Raw genomic sequence first — 16,468 nt, 5'->3', positions numbered from 1 at the left:
ACTAGCGAACCCCCTGCGCGCTCAACACTTCGGCCAGCTCGTAGAGCCCGCCCAGATCCATGCCGTCGGTGAGGGACGGCAGGTACAGCCGCGAGATGTCGACCGCCGACAGCTCCGCGGCGCTCTCGTCCTGGGCGGCCAGGCGGCGCGAATGCTCCACGGCCTCGGTCACCAAGCCCTGGAAATCGGCCTCGGACAAGGTGATTCCGGCCTCGGTGAGACCCGCCCGCAGGGCGTCCACGTCGATCTCGCCCGTCGCGGCGCGTTCGCGCGTCTCGCGCGCCAGATAGCCCTCGCTGGCCCGATTCACGATCACCGTGCCGATATTCAGGTCATTGGCCGTGAGTTCGGCGATAGCGTCGGCGGTTTCCTGCACCGGCAGCGCCTCGAGCAGGGTGACCAGGTGAATCATGGTCTGCGGCGAGTGCAGCAGCTTGGACACGCCCTCGGCCTGCGAGGCGATCGGGCCGCCGCCCGCGATCTCGGCCATGGCCTGGGTGACGTCCAGGAAGCTGGCGATGCGGCCGGTCGGCGGTGCGTCGATGACGATCTCGTCGTAGACCGGCCTACCGGTCTTCTTGTCGACGCGCACCGCGCATTCCTTGATCTTGCCGGTGAGGATGACGTCCCGCAGACCCGGCGCGATGGTGGTGACGAATTCGATCGCGCCCACCCGGCGCATGGCGCGACCGGCGAAGCCCAGGTTGTAGAACATGTCGAGGTATTCCAGGAAGGCGTGCTCGACGTCCAAGGCCAGCGCGATCACCTCGCCGCCCCCGTCCGCGGTGGCGATGCGAGTTTCGGTGGGCGGCAACGGCGGCAGGTCGAACAGCTGCGCGATGGACTGTCTGCCCTCGACCTCGACCAGCAGTACGCGACGCCCACCCGCCGCGAGTGCCAGTGCCAAGGCCCCGGCGACCGTCGACTTACCGGTCCCACCCTTGCCGGATACATAGTGCAAGCGGGCTTTGTCCGCGCGCTCCGGCCACCCTGCTTCGACCCCCGGCTCAACCGAAACGGGCACTGCTATCGGTACTCCCACGCTCGCGAGCCTATAACTCGTTCCGGATTCCTGCCCACAGGACTTGTCAACTGTCTGATACACCACTTCGGGCTTGTATTTCCCAATCCCGCAGCGTAGTCGGAGGGCCTGGGGAACTGGGGGAACTGCGCCGGGGCTAGTCTCAGCCCATGAGTGATGTGACCGTGTGGGAGTACGCCACCGTGCCCCTGCTGACCCATGCCACCAAGGCCATTCTCGACCAGTGGGGTTCCGACGGCTGGGAACTCGTCACCGTGCTGCCCGGGCCGACCGGCGAACAGCATGTCGCTTACCTCAAGAGGAGGAAGTAGCTGATGGGTTGGGCTGAGAACCTGAAAGAGCTCGGGCTCGAACTTCCCCCGGCTCCGAAGCCGGTCGCGGTGTACGTGCCGGGCGTCCGGTCCGGCAATTACGTCTACACCTCCGGCCAGCTGCCGTTCGTCAACGGTGAACTGCCGCTGACCGGAAAGCTCGGTGCGGAGATCAGCGTCGAGCAGGGCGCGGAAATGGCCAAACTGGCCGCGCTCAACGCGCTTTCGGTCGTGCACGACCTGGTCGGGCTCGACAATGTGGTGCGCATCGTGAAGGTCGTCGGCTTCGTGGCCTCCGCCGCCGGTTTCAACAGCCAGCCGCTGGTCATCAATGGCGCGTCGGAGCTGCTCGGCGCGGTGCTCGGCGACGCCGGAGTGCACGCGCGCTCGGCGGTCGGCGTCAACGAGCTGCCCCTGAACACCCCGGTCGAGGTCGAACTGATCGCCGAGGTTCGCTGACCGGAAGGTGTTGCGGCACACAGCTTGCCGGTGCGTTCAACCCTGGACGCACCGCGCCCCGTGCACTAGGACGAGAAGATGACGCTCACCCATCCCGCGTATGAGCAACTGCGGCAAGTGACTCCGTCCGCCGCCGTGGTGCTGGCCGACAATCCCAACGGAATGACGTTGCAGGGCACCAACACCTGGCTGCTGCGCGCCCCGGGAGCCACGGAATACGTTCTGGTGGACCCGGGTCCGAAGGATCGCAAGCACACCGAGGCCCTCGTTCGCGAGACCGGTGGCGACATCGCTCTCACCCTCATCACCCATCATCACGCCGATCACACCGGCGGCATCGACCATCTGGTCAAGGCCAGCGGAACTCCGGTGCGCGCCAAGGCATCCGAATTCCTGCGCGGTTCGGGCACGATCCTGACCGACGGCGAGGTCATCGAGGCCGCGGGTCTGCGCATCACGGTGCTCGCCACGCCGGGCCACACCGAGGACTCGCTGAGCTTCCTGGTCGACGGGCCCGACGGCGAACGGGTCCTGCTCACCGGCGATTCCGTCCTGGGCAGCGGGACGACCGTCCTGGAGTCCCGCGACGACGCGCTCGCCGACTACCTGGATTCCCTGAACCGCCTGGTGGCTGTCGCGCCGGGCCGCCACCTGCTCCCGGCCCACGGGCCCGATCACGCCGATGCCGAACCGGTTATCCGCTACTACATCGCCCACCGCGAGGAGCGCCTGAACCAGGTGCGTGCCGCGCTGGAGAAGCTCGGCCCCAAGGCCGGATCGCTGCGCATCGTCGCCGAGGTCTACGCCGACGTGGACAAGCGGCTGTGGCCCGCGGCCCAAAGCTCCGTCAAGGCCCAGCTGGCCTACATTCGTTCCCGCGGTTAGGGGGTTCGGGGGCGAAGCCCCCGAGAATCCAAAGAGTTTGGCCCCAGACGCGCCGAGGCGTGTCGTCACCGCTACGGGGGTGACGACACGCCTCGTGTCGTATATGTGATCGCTGCCTAGCGAGCCCGGCGCGCCAGTCTCTCCGAGTCGGAGATCAGCACACTCTTGCCCTCGAGCCGGAGCCAGCCGCGGTGCGCGAAGTCGGCCAGCGCCTTGTTCACGGTTTCGCGGGAGGCGCCGACCAGCTGGGCGATCTCTTCCTGGGTCAGGTCGTGGGTCACGCGCAGCGCGCCCGCCTCCTGGGTGCCGAAGCGCTGGGCCAGCTGCAGCAGCGCCTTGGCGACACGACCCGGCACGTCGGTGAAGATCAGGTCGGCCAGGTTGTTGTTGGTGCGGCGCAGGCGGCGGGCGAGGACCCGCAGCAGCTGTTCGGCGATCTCCGGCCGCTGGTCGATCCACGCCTTGAGGGCGTCCCGGTCCATGGTGACCGCGCGGACCTCGGTGACGGTGGTGGCCGTCGAGGTGCGCGGACCCGGATCGAAGATCGACAGCTCGCCGAACATGTCCGACGGACCCATGATCGTCAGCAGGTTCTCACGACCATCGGGCGAACGGCGGCCGATCTTCACCTTGCCGGAGGTGATGATGTACAACCGATCGCCGGGCTCACCCTCGTTGAAGATGACGTGGCCGCGCGGGAAGTCAACGGGCTGCAGCTGTTTGGCGAGAGCCGCCACCGCGGTGGGCTCTACGCCTTGGAAGATGCCTGCTCTGGCGAGGGCCTCGTCCACGAATGTGCTCCTTATGGGAAATGGCTCTGTCCTGGACCGAAACGACTCGGCCGACAGTGCAGTCTACTTTGCAATACCGTCGGGTAGTGATAGACACCACGCGCCGAGCTCATTCTCGGACCCGCGTGGCCCCAGTACGCGACACGCAACGACGGTTTCGCGACACGCTTCCCTACGAATCTACGACACGCCGTGAGACCGGCGTCATGAAGATCGTAAAAAGTGGTCCGGAGCCCCAGGCTGCCGGACCACCCGACCAGAGATCCCGGTGGATCAACTGGCTTGCGCGACGTCCATTCCCTTGGCCGCGGGCCGGGCGCGCCGCGGACGCGCCGCCGCCGCGGGCAAACCCAGCTTGGTCAGATCACTGACCTCGGCATTCGTGGCTCGATCGAGGTACTGCTGGACTTCGGGGTCGGGTTCGAGAAGCTTGCGAAGTCGATTCTCGACCCGTTCCATCACCAACGCGAACAGCATCAGCGCTATCGGAAACAGCACCACAGCGAGTCCTTGCATAGGCAGCAGTAAACACGCCGAAGGTCTCAGATGGAACACGGCGGGTACTCAGCCCGGTTGTGGGGCAGGGGTGGTTCCGTAAGGTGGACGCGTGCGTGTCTCTGAATCCAACGCGGCCGTGAGCGGGGCAGACCCGGATAAATCGGGCGTGCCAACAGCTGCTGACGAAGCAACGGCCGATGTCTCGGATGCGCCAGCCTTTTCGCGGCCCGGCAAAGCCAACAAGCGCGCCAAAGAGACTCGAATCGGGCTGGTCCGGCGGGCGCGGCGGATGTATCGGGATATGACCCTGGAGTTTCCGGACGCGCACTGTGAGCTGGATTTCACCACCCCCCTCGAATTGGCGGTCGCCACAATTCTTTCCGCGCAGTGCACCGACGTGCGGGTCAACATGACCACCCCGGCGCTGTTCGCGAAGTACCGCGGCGCACGCGATTACGCCGAGGCCAATCGCGCCGAGCTCGAGGAGTACATCCGGCCGACGGGCTTCTACCGCAACAAGGCCAATTCGCTCATCGGGCTGGGTCAGGAGCTGGTGGAGCGCTTCGACGGCGAATTGCCCAACACCCTCGACCAATTGGTGACGCTGCCCGGCATCGGACGCAAGACGGCGAATGTCATCCTCGGCAATGCCTTCGATGTGCCGGGGATCACGGTCGACACCCACTTCGGCCGTCTGGTGCGGCGCTGGAAGTGGACCGCCGAGGAGGATCCGGTCAAGGTCGAGCACGCGGTCGGCGAACTGATCGAGCGCCGCGACTGGACCATGCTCTCGCATCGGGTGATCTTTCACGGCCGTCGCGTCTGCCACGCCCGCAAACCCGCCTGCGGCGCCTGCTTCCTCGCCAATGACTGCCCGTCCTTCGGCGCGGGTCCGACGGATCCGACCGAGGCCGCCAAACTCGTCAAGGGCCCGGAGACCGAGCATCTGCTCGGGTTGGTCGGGCTGTGAGCGCCGACGCGGCGACGGGTAGGACCTGGTGGCGCTGGGCGCTGGCCGCGGTCATCGTCGCGGTGGCGGCGGCGGTCGCACTGTGGCCGCAGTTCACCCGGCACGATGACGGGAACGCCGCGACCGGCTCGACGCCGGCCGCGCCGACCGAACCGGCTGTCGCCGAGGCGGATCGGGCCGCGGCCGCGCTGGCCGCCTGCCCGCAGCCGACCGGCGCGCCCGTCGGCGACAGCCCGCTGCGCGGCCTCACCCTGAACTGTCTCGCCGACGGCAAGCCCGTGGATCTGGTTGCGGCACTGGCCGGTAAGCCCGCCCTGCTCAACCTGTGGGCGTACTGGTGTGGGCCGTGCGCCGAGGAACTGCCGCTGCTGCAACGGTTCTCGCAGCAGGCCGGGAACGCGCTCACGGTGCTGACCGTGCACAGCGATCCGGGGACTTCCAGGGCGCTGTCCCGGCTGATCGACCTGGGCGTTCATCTGCCCGGCGTCGAGGATTCGAATGCCAAGGTGCGCACCGCCGTTCACGCGCCCGCCGTGTTGCCGATCTCGGTGCTGTTGCGCGCGGACGGCACCGTTGCCAAGGTCGTGGTGCGACCGTTCACCAGCGTCGAGGACATTTCCGCCACCGTCGCGGCTGAATTGGGAGTGAAGGCGTGACGGACAGCGTGAGTGTCGGGGTGAGGGTGCGGTGATGAGAGTGAACGCGTCGACGAACGGGATTCCCGAGTGGTTGCGCGGTGTGGCCGAACACGATCCGGCCGATCCGACCGGGGTGAATCCGGTGCTGCGGCGAAGTGCCATGCGGCGCTTCGCGGCCGCGGCGACCCGGCCCAGGGATGCGGCGGTGCTGGTGCTGTTCGGCGGGTCCCCGGAGGCGGATTCGACCGCGCCGGGCGGCCTTCCGGCCGATGCCGATGTGCTGCTCACCCAGCGCGCCGCCACCCTGCGCCAGCACAGCGGTCAGGTCGCGTTCCCGGGCGGCGGGGTGGAGCCGCAGGACGACGGCCCGATCAGCACCGCGCTGCGCGAGGCCCAGGAGGAAACCGGACTGGATCCGGCGAGCGTGGAGCCGATCGCGGTGCTGCCCAAGATCTTCGTGCCGCCCTCGCGGTTCGATGTGACGCCGGTGGTCGCCTATTGGCGCACCCCCGGCGAGGTCGGTGTGGTGAGCGAGACGGAGGCCGCGCGCGTGGCGCGGGTGCCGATCAGCGAGCTCATCGATCCGGCCAACCGTTTCGTGGTGCGGCATCCGCTGGGCTATATGGGTCCCGCGTTCGCCGTGGACGGAATGCTGGTGTGGGGGTTCACCGCCGGTGTGCTTGCGGGGCTGCTGGCGGTGTCGGGGTGGGAAACCGAATGGGATCATCACGATGTACGTGATCTGCAGGCCTCGCTGGCCGCGGTAGGGATGACATTATGAGCGCCTCTGGCTGGCTCGACCTCGGGATCATCATTCTGGCGCTGCTGGCCGCCACCTCCGGGTGGCGGCAGGGCGCGGTCGCCTCGGCACTGGCCTTCCTAGGCGTGATTCTCGGTGCGGTGGCGGGCATTCTGATCGCCCCGCACATCCTCAAGCACCTCAGCGAGGGCCGCACCCGGGTACTGGTGGGTGTGCTGCTCATCGTCGCGCTGGTGATCGTCGGCGAGGTCGCGGGCATGGTGCTGGGGCGGGCCGCGCGCGGCGGCATGCGGGATCCGTTCACCCGCAGCGTGGACAGCGTGGTCGGCGCGGGCCTGCAGGCGGTGGCGGTGCTGGCCACCGCGTGGCTGCTGGCGCTGCCGCTCACCAACTCCTCGCAGCCGGGCATCGCGGCCGCGGTCACCAACTCCCAGGTGCTGCGCAATGTCGACCATGTCGCGCCGGACTGGCTGCGGCGGGTGCCGACCGACTTCTCCAACCTGCTCAACACCTCCGGGCTGCCGGACGTCATCGGCCCGTTCGGCCACGTCCCGATCACCGCCGTGGAACCGCCCGACGGCAGCGTGCTGCAGTTGCCGGTGGCCCAGCAGCTGCAGTCCAGCGTGCTGCGCATTCGCGGCATCGCGCCCAGTTGCCAACGGCAGCTGGAGGGTTCGGGCTTCGTGGTGGCTCCCGAGCGCATCATGACCAACGCGCACGTGGTCGCGGGCACCAACAGCGTGAGCGTGGACACCGCGCGCGGGCCGCTGCCCGCCACGGTGGTGCTGTTCGATTCGTCCAAGGACGTGGCGATCCTCGCGGTGCCCGGATTGAACGCGACGCCACTGGATCTGGCTCCGGCCGACGCCACCTCGGGTGAGAGTTCCATCGTGCTGGGCTATCCGGGCGGCGGGCGCTACACCGCCAGCGCGGCCCGGGTGCGCGAGACCTTGAATCTCAAGGGGCCCAATATCTACCGCGACGCCGACGTCAAGCGCGAGGTCTACACGATTCGCGGTTCGGTGCGGGCCGGCAATTCCGGCGGACCGCTGGTGGACACCGACGGTCGGCTGCTCGGCGTGGTGTTCGGCGCGGCCGTCACCGACGACGATACCGGGTACGTGCTGACCCTCGACGAGGTGCGGCCGGAGTTGAACTCGGCGGCAAGTCAATCGGCGGCGGTCGGCACGGGTAGCTGTGTCCTGAGCTGACTTCGGGCTGGGCTGGGCCGTCGTGCTCAGCCCAGCACAGTCCTGCCCAGCCCAGCAGCCTCGCTCAGCCCAGCAGCTTGGCGATCTCCGCCGTCACCGGCTCCGGATTCTCCTGATGCGCATAGTGACCCGCGTCGGGAATCGACACCAGCTGCCGCTCGGGTGCGAGCAGCTGGCCGCGGCGCACGGTGCTCGCCAGGATGTACCGGTCCTGGTCGCCGTACATGGCCAGCGTCGGCACCCGCACCGGCTCGCTCATGGCGGCCATGAAACGCCTACCGTCGGGCCGCCATTGGCTTCGGAAGGCCCAGCGCTGGTATTCCAGGGCACAGTGCGCCGCGCCGGGAATCCGGATGGCCGTGCGCATGCGGCGGGCGGTGTCGGTGAATTCCTGGGTGGCCGACCACTGTTCGCCCACCCGCGCGCGCAGCATCAGCTCGATGGCGATGCCGTCGTCGCGGGTGAGCCGATGTTCGGGCCGCCGCGGCAGCTGACAGTTCAGGAAACTCGGCAGCCAGGCCGAGCGCTGTCGCCGATCGCGCAGCACCGCCCGCTTCAGGGCCACCGGATGCGGGGAGCTGATCAGGGCGATGGAGCGCACCACGCGCGGGTGCAGCACCGCGGTCGCCCAGCACACCAGCCCGCCCTCGGCGTGGCCGACCAGGGTGGCCTCGGTGTGCCCGAGCGCGCGAATCAGCCCGGCCACATCACCGGCGAGGGTCCAGCCGTCGTAGCCGCGTGGCGGTTTGTCGGAGTCGCCGTAGCCGCGCAGGTCCACCGCCACCGTGCGGTAGCCGCGCGCCGCCAGGCCGGTCAGCTGATGCCGCCACGTCCACCAGAAGTCGCCGAAGCCGTGCAGCAGCACCACCAGCGGCGTGTCGGGGTCGGCGTAGGCCGTGGTCCCCGCGGGCGCGGCCTCGACCACGTGGAAGCGAATGCCATTGGCGTGCACATCCCGATGGGTCCACGGTCCGTCATAGCGGACGGTGGACGGATCGGGATGCGTATTCGACGACACGCCGATGGAGCGTAATCGAAGGTCTACGTCCGAGGCTTGCCGAGTTCGAGCGTGGCGCTCGGGGCCGGCTCGTCGCTGTGGCCGAAACCGCTGGGCAGCACGGTCTTCGCCTCCTTGAGCGACTCGATGGTCTTCTCCGGGGCGCGCAGCTTGCGCACCTTCAGATAGCCCAGCAGCGCGAAGGCCGCCACCGCGGCGATCATGAGCAGGAACACCACCAGGAACGCGGCCCAGCGGTACAGCCAGATGTCGAGCAGCTCGGCGAGGAAGAAGAAAAAGAAGAAGGAGCTGAACAGCAGGATGGTCAGCGCCAGGATGAAGTAGACGCTGCCCTGCAGGCCCTTCTTGATCTCACCGGTCACCTCGGCCTTGGCGAGCTCCACCTCGGCGCGCACCAGGGTCGACATCTGCTCGGTCGCGTCGCGGACCAGCGTGCCGAAGGTGGCCGACTGATGGGCGTCGACATCGGACAGCGGAATCGAGGTGACGGTGCGGGTGCGGTTCCCGTCGTAGCCGTTACCGCCCTGTGTGAAGCTCAATTGCTCGACCCTTCTCCATGTCCCGGTAGTACTGTCCGGTGTCACTCTTGACTTTGCAGCGCTCGCGCGTCCCGTCGTGCCTGATGAGCACGTCCACGACGCAACAGTAGCGCCGAACCGGCCAGGGAAGCCGCCAAAGACGTGAGCAACACCGCCGCTTTTGCGAGTTCTGCCGCCGACCCGTCGCCGACGCCTTCCAGTGCCAGTTCTGCCACCAAGAGGCTAACGGTGAAGCCGATCGCCCCAAGTACCGACAGGGCGAACATGTCCCGATAACCGAGATCGGCCGGTCTCTCCGCTATACCCAATCGCACCGCGAGCCAGCTGAATCCGAAGATTCCCACGGTCTTGCCGACCAGCAGGCCCACGATGACGGCCAGCGCCAGCCGGTTGGTGAACATCTGCGAGAGCACCTGCGAATCCAGCGGCACGCCCGAGGCGAACAACGCGAACAGCGGCACGCAGATGGCCGCGGAGATGGGCTGGAAGAAGTGCTCGAGCCTGGCCGCGGGCACGCAGTGCTCGTCCTCGTCGTCGTCCGGGCGCACCCGGGTCAGCAGTCCGCACGCCACTCCGGCGAGGGTCGCGTGAATACCGGCCTCGTGCAGGGCATACCAGGACAGCAGGCCCAGCGGCACATAGATCAGGGGACTGCCGAGCCGGAACTTCTGGCCCAGCGCCCAGACCGCGAAACACAGCAGCGCGATCAACAGCCACAGCATCTTCAGCGTGGTGGTGAACAGCACCGCGATGAGAATGATGGCGATCAGATCGTCGACCACCGCCAGGCTGAGCAGGAACACCCGGGCGCTGGCCGGAATCCGCGAACCGGTCATGGCCAGCACCGCCAGCGCGAAGGCGATATCGGTGGCCACCGGAATGGCCCAGCCGCGATCCATGCCCTCGATGCCGTGGCCCACCACCATGGCGATGAGCGCGGGCATGAGCACGCCGCCGACCGCGGCCACGATGGGCAGGGTGGCGCGTTTGCGGTCGGCGAGTTCGCCGACCACCAGCTCGCGTTTGAGCTCGAGTCCGGCCACGAAGAAGAAGATGGCGAGCAGGCCGTCCTTGGTCCAGTCGGCCAGCGTCAGATCCAGATGCAGCGCGGGAATCGCCAGCTTGGTGTCGACCATGGTCGTGTAGCTCGCGCCCCAGGGCGAGTTGACCCAGATGAGCGCGGCCGCGGCCGCGATGAGAAGCAGTGCGCCGCCGAAGGTTTCGGTTCTCAGGTAGCGGGCCAGCTCCGAACGGACCTGAGTGATCACGGCGCAGCCTTTCGGTCGTAACGGTCGACTAGAAAGCGGCGTGCGACACCACTGCAGGGACCTCGGCACAACCGCATGCCGACCAGACTTCCCGGCACACCTTTTGCGCAATTCTAACGGTTTGCCCGGAGAAACTTTTCACCCCACACGCGCGGCGGCCCCGCGACCATCGGTCGCGGGGCCGCCGCATCGGCGTGCGCGTTTACGCCTTCCCGGCCCGAATCGCCTCGAAGACGTTGGGGTCCACCAGGGTTGAGGTGTCGCCCAGTTCGCGGCCCTCGGCCACATCGCGCAGCAGGCGGCGCATGATCTTGCCCGAGCGCGTCTTGGGCAGCTCCGGCACCACGTGGATCTCGCGCGGGCGGGCGATGGGGGAGATCTCGCGGGAGACCTCGGCCTTGAGCTCGGCGACCAGATCCGCGCCGGTGTCCTTGCCTTCGGCGGTCAGGATGACGAACGCCACGATGCCCTGACCGGTGGTCTCGTCGGACGCGCCGACGACCGCGGCCTCGGCCACGTGCGCGTGGCCCACCAGCGCGGACTCGACCTCGGCGGTCGAGATGCGGTGGCCCGAGACGTTCATGACGTCGTCGACGCGGCCGAGCACCCACAGATCGCCGTCCTTGTCGAGCTTCGCGCCGTCACCGGCGAAGTACCAGCCCTGTTCGGCGTAGCGCGCCCAGTAGGTGTCCTTGTAGCGCTCGTCGTCGCCCCAGATGCCGCGCAGCATGGACGGCCACGGCTGATCCAGCACCAGGTACCCGTTGGCTTCGGTCTCGCCCAGGGTGACCGGATTGCCCTCCTCGTCAACGACTTTCGCCGAGATGCCCGGCAGCGGGGTCATGGCCGCGCCCGGCTTGGCGGCGGTGACGCCCGGCAGCGGCGAGATCATGATCGCGCCGGTCTCGGTCTGCCACCAGGTGTCCACGATGGGAGTCCGGTTGCCGCCCACCACATCCCGGTACCAGCGCCAGGCCTCCGGGTTGATCGGTTCGCCGACCGAACCCAGCAGCCGCAGGCTCGACAGGTCGTGCGCCTCGGGAATCTCGCGGCCCCACTTCATGAACGTGCGGACCAGCGTCGGCGCGGTGTAATAGATACTGACGCCGTACTTTTCGATGATCTGCCAGTGCCGGTGCTCGTCGGGGAAGTTGGGGGTGCCCTCGTAGACGACCTCGGTGGCGCGGTTGGCCAGCGGGCCGTACACGATGTAGCTGTGCCCGGTCACCCAGCCGATGTCGGCGGTGCACCAGTACACGTCCTGGCCGGGCTTGTGGTCGAACACGTAGTGGTGGGTGTAGGCGGCCTGGGTCAGGTAGCCGCCGGTGGTGTGCAGGATGCCCTTGGGCTTTCCGGTGGTGCCGGAGGTGTAGAGGATGAACAGCGGGTGCTCGGCGTCGAAGGCCTGCGCCTCGTGCTCGGGGGAGGCCAGCGAGACGGTCTCGTCCCACCACAGGTCGCGGCCCTCGGTCATCGGGGTGTCGATGCCGGTGCGGCGCACCACGAGCACGTGCTCGACGGTCGAATCGCCTTCCGCGAGCGCCTCGTCCACGGCCGTCTTGAGCGGGGCGGGCTTGCCGCGCCGCCACTGCCCGTCGGTGGTGATGACCAGCTTGGCCGCCGCATCGTCCACGCGCTGGCGCAGGGCGCTGGGGGAGAAGCCCGCGAAGACCACCGAATGGGTCAGGCCCAGACGGGCACTGGCGAGCATGGCCACGATGGCCTCGGGGACCATCGGCATGTAGATGGCGACGCGGTCACCGGCCACCAGGCCCAGCGCGGTCAGATAGTTGGCCGCCCGCGACACCTCGGCCAGCAGTTCGGCATAGGTGATGGCGCGCGAATCGCCGGGCTCGCCCTCCCAGTGGATGGCGACCTGATCGCCGTGCCCGTCGAGCACGTGCCGGTCCACGCAGTTATAGGCGACATTGAGCTTGCCGTCGGCGAACCACTTGGCGAACGGGGCGTCCTCCCAATCCAGCACCTGGGTGAAGGGCTGGTGCCAGTGCAGGCGCTTGGCCTGTTCGGCCCAGAAGCCTTCCCGGTCGGCGGCTGCCCGATCGTAGAGCGAGGCGTCGCCATTGGCGGCTGCCGCGAACTCCGCGCTGGGCGGGTACGCGTCCAGGTGGTCGGCAGAGGATTCCGTGGTCATCTCGTCTCTTCTTCTCTCGCTTGCTGGCCGCGGCTGGGGTGACGGCGGCCACGTTCGACCCTAACCGACTGTGACCTGCGTCGTGTTTCGCCGTCTCGATCGGTGGGCGGTCGTGACGAACCTGTCAGAACGGGTATGAGCGAATCATGAACGCGAGGTTCGGACAGCTGTGCACTGTGCCACTCGGGGTCCCGTCCGCGTATGACCCATGTTGCCGGTTTGCTAACAAGCTGAACATTCATGTTTCGATCCGCTGACAACACCGGCCGGGACGTTTACTGTCCGATTCACCCAAGGTGGATTGTTATAACCACCGGTGATCCCGCGTGGTTGTCCGGTCCGCCTTCGCACCCTTCCTGGACACGGGAGAAAAGCGTTGAGAATGAAGACGATTACCGCGCTGGCCGCTGCGGCGATACTGGCGACCGGCCTGGCGGTGACAGGTTGTTCCTCCGGAGGCGGCGACGATTCCGGCTTCGTGACGGTCAACGGCGGTGAACCGCAACGGCCCCTGGTACCCACCGACGTCAACGAGAACATGGGCGGCCGCGTGGTCGACCGGCTCTGGGCGGGTCTGAAGTACTACGACGCCGCGGGCACCGCCCACAATGAGGTGGCGCAGTCGATCGAGTCGACCGACCGGCAGCACTACAAGATCACCCTCAAGGACTGGAAGTTCACCGACGGCACCCCGGTGACGGCGAAGTCCTTCGTGGACGCCTGGAACTACGGCGCGCTCTCCACCAACGGCCAGCTGCAGAACTGGGCCTTCGACGGCATCGCCGGATACGACGACGTCCAGGCGAATCCGCCCAAGGCGCAGACCATGTCGGGTCTGAAGGTGGTCGACGACCACACCTTCACCGTCGATCTGACCAATCCCTCGATCGACTTCGAGCTGAAACTCGGCTTCGCGCCGTTCTATCCGATGCCGGATGCCTTCTACAAGGATCCCAAGAAGTTCGGTGAGAACCCGGTCGGCAACGGCCCCTACAAGTTCTCGACCTGGCAGCACAACGTCAAGATCGAGGTGGTGCCGAATCCGGACTACCACGGCGGACGCCCCGCCAAGAACAACGGTCTGCGGTTCGTGATGTACCAGTCCTACGACACCGCCTACGCGGATCTGTTGCAGGGCAACCTCGATGCGCTCGACATCATCCCGGACACGGCGCTGGCCACCTACGAGAAGGACCTGGGCGACCGGGCCATCCACAAGCCCATCGCCTACAGCCAGCACATCGGCATCCAGCCGACGGTGCCGCACTTCGCGGGCGAGGAGGGCGTGCTGCGGCGCAAGGCCATCTCGATGGCCATCAACCGGGAACAGATCGCGCAGAACATCTTCCACGGCACCCGCGTGCCCTGCCAGGACTTCACCGCGTTCACCCTGCCCGGTTTCCGCAAGGATCTGCCCGGCTCGGATGTGCTGAAGTTCAATCCGGACGAGGCGAAGAAACTGTGGGCGCAGGCCAATGCGATCTCGCCGTGGTCGGGCACCTACCAGATCGCCTACAACGCCGACGGCGGTCACCAGGCCTGGATCGAGGCCGTGGCCAACAGCGTCAAGAACACCTTGGGCATCGACGCGGTCGGCGTGCCGTACCCGACGTTCAAGAACATTCGCGACGAGATCACCAACAAGACCATCGGCAAGGCGTTCCGCTACGGCTGGCAGGGCGACTACCCGTCGATGTTCGAGTTCCTGACCGCCCTGTACCTCACCGGATCCGGCACGAACAACACCCAGTACTCCAACCCGGACTTCGACAAGCTGCTGACCCAGGCGCAGGGCGCCGCGACCCCCGAGGCCGCCTACGACATCCTCGCCCAGGCACAGCAGTTGCTGTTCAAGGACATGGCCGACATCCCGATCTTCGACTACAACGTCGCGGCCGGGCGCTCGGACAAGGTCAAGAAGGCCGAGGTCGCCTGGTCGGGCCTGTTCGACTTCGAGAACATCGAGAAGTAAACCGCCACACGGGGGCCCGCCGCACCGGCGCGGCCCCCGCTCTCATATAGGAGCCGAAACATGGCTTGGTATGTCGTGCGGCGGTTGCTCCAGATGATTCCGGTCTTCATCGGAGCGACGCTGCTCATCTACGCGATGGTGTTCCTGATCCCGGGCGACCCGATTCAGGCGCTGGCCGGTGACCGACAGATGACACCGGCGATCGAGGCGACGCTCAAGGCGCGCTACCACCTCGATCAACCCTTCTACATCCAGTACCTCGAATACCTGAAAGGCATTGTCACCCTGGACTTCGGCACCTCGTTCTCCGGACGTCCGGTGCGCCAGGAGCTGGCCCGCGCCTTCCCGATCACCTTCAAGCTCGCCATCATGGCGGTGTGCATCGAATTCTTCTTCGGTGTCGCCTTCGGACTGGTCGCGGGACTGCGCAAGGGCAAACTGTTCGACTCCACCATGCTGGTGCTGAGCCTGATCATCATCGCCGTGCCGATCTTCGTGGTCGGCTTCCTGGCGCAGTATCTGCTCGGCATCAAGTGGGGTGTCGCGCCGGTGACGGTCGGCGGCAAGGCGAGTTTCAGCGATCTGCTGGTGCCCGCGTTCGTGCTCGGGTCGCTGTCGTTCGCCTATGTGCTGCGGCTGACCCGAAACGCGGTGGCGGAGAACATGAGTGCCGACTACGTGCGCACCGCGACCGCCAAGGGCCTGAGTCGTCGGCGGGTCATCGTGGTGCACATTCTGCGCAACTCGCTGATCCCGGTGATCACCTTCGTCGGCACCGATCTTGGCTTCCTCATGGGCGGTGCGGTCGTCACCGAGGGCATCTTCAACATCCCGGGCGTGGGCGGCACGCTGTACCAGGCCATCACCCGGGGTGAGCCGCCCACCGTGGTGGCCTTCGTGACCGTGCTCATCGTGATCCTGCTGCTGACCAATCTGATCGTCGATCTGCTCTACGCCGCACTCGATCCGAGGATCCGCTATGCCTGAGCCACAGACCGAAATCCGGGCAGAGTCAACCAACGAGATCCATCCCGGGCAGGAGCATTTCGTGGCCCCGCCCGACGAGGTCGAGGTGCTGGCCACCGACCGGGTCGACGAGGCCGCCGCGCCGACCAGCGTGTGGCGCGAGGCCTGGCAGCAGCTGCGTCGCAATCCGATCTTCCTGGTGGCGGCGCTGCTGATCCTGTTCATCCTGCTCGTCGCCATCTGGCCGTCGCTGTTCAGCGGTCAGGATCCGCGGTACTGCAGTGGCGATTTCAGCATGCGTCCGCCGTCGTCGGGGCATCCGTTCGGCTTCGACAAGCAGGGCTGCGACATCTACACCCGGACCGTGTACGGGGCGCGCGCCTCGGTCGAGACGGGTCTGGGCGCGACCCTGCTGTTCGTGTTGATCGGCGGCACGCTCGGCGCGTTCGCCGGATACTACGGCGGGCTGCTCGACTCGGTGGTGTCCCGCATCGCGGAGATCTTCTACGCGCTGCCGCTGACCCTGGCCGCCATCGTGCTCATGCAGCTGTTGCACACCCGCACGGTGTGGACCGTGATGATCACGCTGGCCTCGTTCAGCTGGCCGCAGGCGGCCCGTATCGCGCGCGGGGCGGTGATCCAGGCGCGCAACAGCGAGTACGTCACGGCGGCAAAGGCCTTGGGGGTCTCCAGATTCCGGACCCTGATCCGGCACGTGCTGCCCAACTCGACCGGACCGCTGATCGTGGTCAGCACCATTTCGCTGGGCGTCTTCATCGTCACCGAGGCGACGCTGTCCTACCTGGGCGTCGGGCTGTCCCGGCAGATCGTGTCCTGGGGTTCGGATATCGCCGCGGACCAGAAGGAGATTCGCACCTCGGGGATCCTGTTCTATCCCGCCACGGCGCTGGCGCTGACGGTGCTCAGCTTCATCATGCTCGGCGACGCGGTGCGAGACGCGTTGGATCCCAAGGCCCGGAAGAGGTGA

At 67.2% G+C, this 16,468-nt stretch carries 17 protein-coding genes; 10 read left to right on the top strand and 7 right to left on the bottom strand.

What is annotated here, in order from left to right:
- Position 1: 1 nt before the first annotated feature.
- Positions 2 to 1,024: an ArsA-related P-loop ATPase gene (locus tag VMT65_RS21205; RefSeq protein ID WP_326310041.1), complete on the bottom strand. Its 1,023-nt coding sequence runs from the start codon at positions 1,022 to 1,024 to the stop codon at positions 2 to 4.
- A gap of 167 nt (positions 1,025 to 1,191) precedes the next feature.
- Between VMT65_RS21205 and VMT65_RS21200 the strand changes: the two genes are divergently transcribed.
- The 3 genes from VMT65_RS21200 to VMT65_RS21190 all read left to right on the top strand — a co-directional run bounded on the left by VMT65_RS21200 (position 1,192) and on the right by VMT65_RS21190 (position 2,697).
- Positions 1,192 to 1,353: a DUF4177 domain-containing protein gene (locus VMT65_RS21200; RefSeq protein ID WP_086007868.1), complete on the top strand. Its 162-nt coding sequence runs from the start codon at positions 1,192 to 1,194 to the stop codon at positions 1,351 to 1,353.
- A 3-nt stretch (positions 1,354 to 1,356) separates the two neighbouring features.
- Positions 1,357 to 1,812, top strand: a complete 456-nt coding sequence (locus VMT65_RS21195; protein ID WP_326310040.1) for a RidA family protein — start codon at positions 1,357 to 1,359, stop codon at positions 1,810 to 1,812.
- Positions 1,813 to 1,890: 78 nt separating this feature from the next.
- The gene (locus VMT65_RS21190) at positions 1,891 to 2,697 is read left to right on the top strand and encodes an MBL fold metallo-hydrolase (RefSeq protein ID WP_326310039.1); all 807 of its coding nucleotides are present in this window, start codon (positions 1,891 to 1,893) and stop codon (positions 2,695 to 2,697) included.
- Positions 2,698 to 2,813: 116 nt separating this feature from the next.
- On the opposite strand, the gene VMT65_RS21185 is transcribed toward VMT65_RS21190, so the two are convergent.
- On the bottom strand, positions 2,814 to 3,488 hold the full coding sequence (locus VMT65_RS21185) for a Crp/Fnr family transcriptional regulator (RefSeq protein WP_019044571.1): 675 nt from the start codon (positions 3,486 to 3,488) through the stop codon (positions 2,814 to 2,816).
- 273 nt (positions 3,489 to 3,761) lie between these two features.
- On the bottom strand, positions 3,762 to 4,004 hold the full coding sequence (locus tag VMT65_RS21180) for a hypothetical protein (protein WP_033089361.1): 243 nt from the start codon (positions 4,002 to 4,004) through the stop codon (positions 3,762 to 3,764).
- A gap of 271 nt (positions 4,005 to 4,275) precedes the next feature.
- On the opposite strand from VMT65_RS21180, the gene nth reads away from it, so the two are divergent.
- Genes nth through VMT65_RS21160 form a run of 4 tightly spaced genes read left to right on the top strand, consistent with a single transcriptional unit; the run spans position 4,276 to position 7,565 of the window.
- Positions 4,276 to 4,956 (top strand): endonuclease III, encoded by a 681-nt coding sequence (gene nth, locus VMT65_RS21175; protein ID WP_326310327.1) that lies wholly within the window; start codon positions 4,276 to 4,278, stop codon positions 4,954 to 4,956.
- Positions 4,953 to 5,612 carry a TlpA family protein disulfide reductase gene (locus tag VMT65_RS21170; RefSeq protein ID WP_326310038.1) on the top strand — a complete coding sequence of 220 codons (660 nt, stop codon included), beginning with the start codon at positions 4,953 to 4,955 and terminating at the stop codon, positions 5,610 to 5,612. Before nth ends, VMT65_RS21170 begins: the two co-directional genes overlap by 4 nt.
- Positions 5,613 to 5,646: 34 nt before the next feature.
- A complete protein-coding gene (locus VMT65_RS21165) occupies positions 5,647 to 6,375 on the top strand; it encodes an NUDIX hydrolase (RefSeq protein ID WP_326310037.1) in 729 nt (242 codons plus the stop codon).
- Entirely contained in the window at positions 6,372 to 7,565 is a 1,194-nt protein-coding gene (locus tag VMT65_RS21160) for a MarP family serine protease (protein WP_326310036.1), read from the top strand. Before VMT65_RS21165 ends, VMT65_RS21160 begins: the two co-directional genes overlap by 4 nt.
- Positions 7,566 to 7,629: 64 nt before the next feature.
- On the opposite strand, the gene VMT65_RS21155 is transcribed toward VMT65_RS21160, so the two are convergent.
- From VMT65_RS21155 to acs, 4 genes are all read right to left on the bottom strand, one after another.
- Positions 7,630 to 8,583, bottom strand: a complete 954-nt coding sequence (locus VMT65_RS21155) for an alpha/beta fold hydrolase (protein ID WP_326310035.1) — start codon at positions 8,581 to 8,583, stop codon at positions 7,630 to 7,632.
- A 23-nt stretch (positions 8,584 to 8,606) separates the two neighbouring features.
- Entirely contained in the window at positions 8,607 to 9,122 is a 516-nt protein-coding gene (locus VMT65_RS21150) for a phage holin family protein (RefSeq protein ID WP_326310034.1), read from the bottom strand.
- Positions 9,123 to 9,163: 41 nt separating this feature from the next.
- A complete protein-coding gene (gene nhaA / locus VMT65_RS21145; protein WP_326310326.1) occupies positions 9,164 to 10,387 on the bottom strand; it encodes a Na+/H+ antiporter NhaA in 1,224 nt (407 codons plus the stop codon).
- 205 nt (positions 10,388 to 10,592) lie between these two features.
- Positions 10,593 to 12,542, bottom strand: a complete 1,950-nt coding sequence (gene acs, locus VMT65_RS21140; protein WP_326310033.1) for an acetate--CoA ligase — start codon at positions 12,540 to 12,542, stop codon at positions 10,593 to 10,595.
- Between the two features lie 382 nt (positions 12,543 to 12,924).
- Between acs and VMT65_RS21135 the strand changes: the two genes are divergently transcribed.
- The 3 genes from VMT65_RS21135 to VMT65_RS21125 are packed head-to-tail and all read left to right on the top strand — an operon-like array spanning position 12,925 to position 16,468.
- Complete coding sequence (locus VMT65_RS21135) at positions 12,925 to 14,514, top strand: peptide ABC transporter substrate-binding protein (protein ID WP_326310032.1); 1,590 nt, start codon at positions 12,925 to 12,927, stop codon at positions 14,512 to 14,514.
- Positions 14,515 to 14,574: 60 nt separating this feature from the next.
- Positions 14,575 to 15,501: an ABC transporter permease gene (locus VMT65_RS21130; protein ID WP_326310031.1), complete on the top strand. Its 927-nt coding sequence runs from the start codon at positions 14,575 to 14,577 to the stop codon at positions 15,499 to 15,501.
- Complete coding sequence (locus VMT65_RS21125) at positions 15,494 to 16,468, top strand: ABC transporter permease (protein ID WP_326310030.1); 975 nt, start codon at positions 15,494 to 15,496, stop codon at positions 16,466 to 16,468. Before VMT65_RS21130 ends, VMT65_RS21125 begins: the two co-directional genes overlap by 8 nt.

Source organism: Nocardia sp. CDC153, from assembly GCF_035818515.1.
Taxonomy (GTDB): Bacteria; Actinomycetota; Actinomycetes; order Mycobacteriales; family Mycobacteriaceae; genus Nocardia.
The sequence above is the reverse complement of the archived record's forward strand: the minus strand, read 5'-3'. Positions and strand labels throughout refer to the sequence as shown.

Coding starts and splice junctions, on each gene's coding strand:
- VMT65_RS21190 (WP_326310039.1), top strand. CDS start 1,891: ATGACGCTCACCCATCCCGCGTATGAGCAACTGCGGCAAGTGACTCCG.
- nth (WP_326310327.1), top strand. CDS start 4,276: ATGTATCGGGATATGACCCTGGAGTTTCCGGACGCGCACTGTGAGCTG.
- VMT65_RS21200 (WP_086007868.1), top strand. CDS start 1,192: ATGAGTGATGTGACCGTGTGGGAGTACGCCACCGTGCCCCTGCTGACC.
- VMT65_RS21135 (WP_326310032.1), top strand. CDS start 12,925: ATGAAGACGATTACCGCGCTGGCCGCTGCGGCGATACTGGCGACCGGC.
- acs (WP_326310033.1), bottom strand. CDS start 12,542: ATGACCACGGAATCCTCTGCCGACCACCTGGACGCGTACCCGCCCAGC.
- VMT65_RS21165 (WP_326310037.1), top strand. CDS start 5,647: ATGAGAGTGAACGCGTCGACGAACGGGATTCCCGAGTGGTTGCGCGGT.
- VMT65_RS21160 (WP_326310036.1), top strand. CDS start 6,372: ATGAGCGCCTCTGGCTGGCTCGACCTCGGGATCATCATTCTGGCGCTG.
- VMT65_RS21195 (WP_326310040.1), top strand. CDS start 1,357: ATGGGTTGGGCTGAGAACCTGAAAGAGCTCGGGCTCGAACTTCCCCCG.
- VMT65_RS21130 (WP_326310031.1), top strand. CDS start 14,575: ATGGCTTGGTATGTCGTGCGGCGGTTGCTCCAGATGATTCCGGTCTTC.
- VMT65_RS21125 (WP_326310030.1), top strand. CDS start 15,494: ATGCCTGAGCCACAGACCGAAATCCGGGCAGAGTCAACCAACGAGATC.
- VMT65_RS21180 (WP_033089361.1), bottom strand. CDS start 4,004: ATGCAAGGACTCGCTGTGGTGCTGTTTCCGATAGCGCTGATGCTGTTC.